General features: G+C 28.8%; 1 pseudogene. It reads right to left on the reverse strand.

Annotation, left to right across the window (positions count from 1 at the left end):
- Positions 1 to 28: 28 nt before the first annotated feature.
- A pseudogene (locus tag MBFIL_RS10145) lies at positions 29 to 1,122 on the reverse strand (IS630 family transposase).
- Positions 1,123 to 1,154 lie beyond the last annotated feature (32 nt).

A 1,154-nucleotide genomic window follows, 5' to 3' on the forward strand; every position in this document is an offset into this window, starting at 1 on the left:
TGTCTCGACAATTTAATTTTTATGATATTCATATGTTAATATAATATTTGGATAATTTTTTATCAGCATCGTTTTTAGTGAAATTCCATTTTATTTTGCATTTATTTTTATTTCTATTATTCTTATAAGCTGTAGTTTCATTTATTAAGAGTTTTTTATTAATTATTCTTCGTCCTGTGCATTGAGTATCCATAGCATTGATTTCGATTTCTGCAATATTTAGCCAGCTGGCATGTTTTGGAGTATAGTAAAAGGTTAATTTGCTTATTAATTCTACAGCTTCGTTAAATTCAAAGGTTTCTAGGATAGATCTATATGTATGTGTATTTAGATTGTCCATGATGATTCTTAGTTTTTTTGCTTCAGGGAACACATTATTGACTAGATGTTTGATATATAGTGCGAAGTCTTTTTTGGTTCGTCTGTCTGTGACAGTTATGTCTCTTTCACCTCCTTTAAAGTCAACTGCAACAAAAATGTTTGCAGTTCCATTTCTTTTATATTCATAATCATATTTTTCAGGACTTCCAGGTTTCATAGGAATTTTATTTTTAACATCACTTATTAATTGTTTATGTTTTTCATCAAAGCAGATTATGGGATATTTTGGATTATAAGGTTCGGAATACAATTTTAATATTTTATACATTCTCTTTCTGTATTCATTATCAATTTCTTTTACACACCACATTTTTTTAATCCATGGTCTTGTTGAGCTTTTTTTAAAATAACTCTAACAGTTTCACGAGTTAAAGTTTCGAAGCCTTCTTTTTCTTGAAGAGTTTCTGCTATAAGTCTAGTAGTCCATGTTTTATATCCTTCTGGAGGATCAGTACAAGCCAATGCAATGATTTCTGTTTCCTTTTCAACCCCATATTTTTTTGGTTGACCTGGACGGGGCTTATCATACAATGCAGATTCTAGTCCCTCTTCCAAATACCTGTTTTTAATGTTAGTCACGGTATTAGGACTAATATCAAGCAATTTAGAAATATCAATATTTTTCATACCTTTATTAAGCAATAAAAGTACAAATGCTCTTAATGTTTCCTTCGAATTTTTAACAAAGCCTATTAAAAATTTTTCATCATCCTCATTAAACTCAAAACTTCGCCTTGACATGTATATTATATATAACTTAATAATAAATAAAC

The organism is Methanobrevibacter filiformis, from assembly GCF_001639265.1.
Lineage (GTDB): Archaea > Methanobacteriota > Methanobacteria > Methanobacteriales > Methanobacteriaceae > Methanacia > Methanacia filiformis.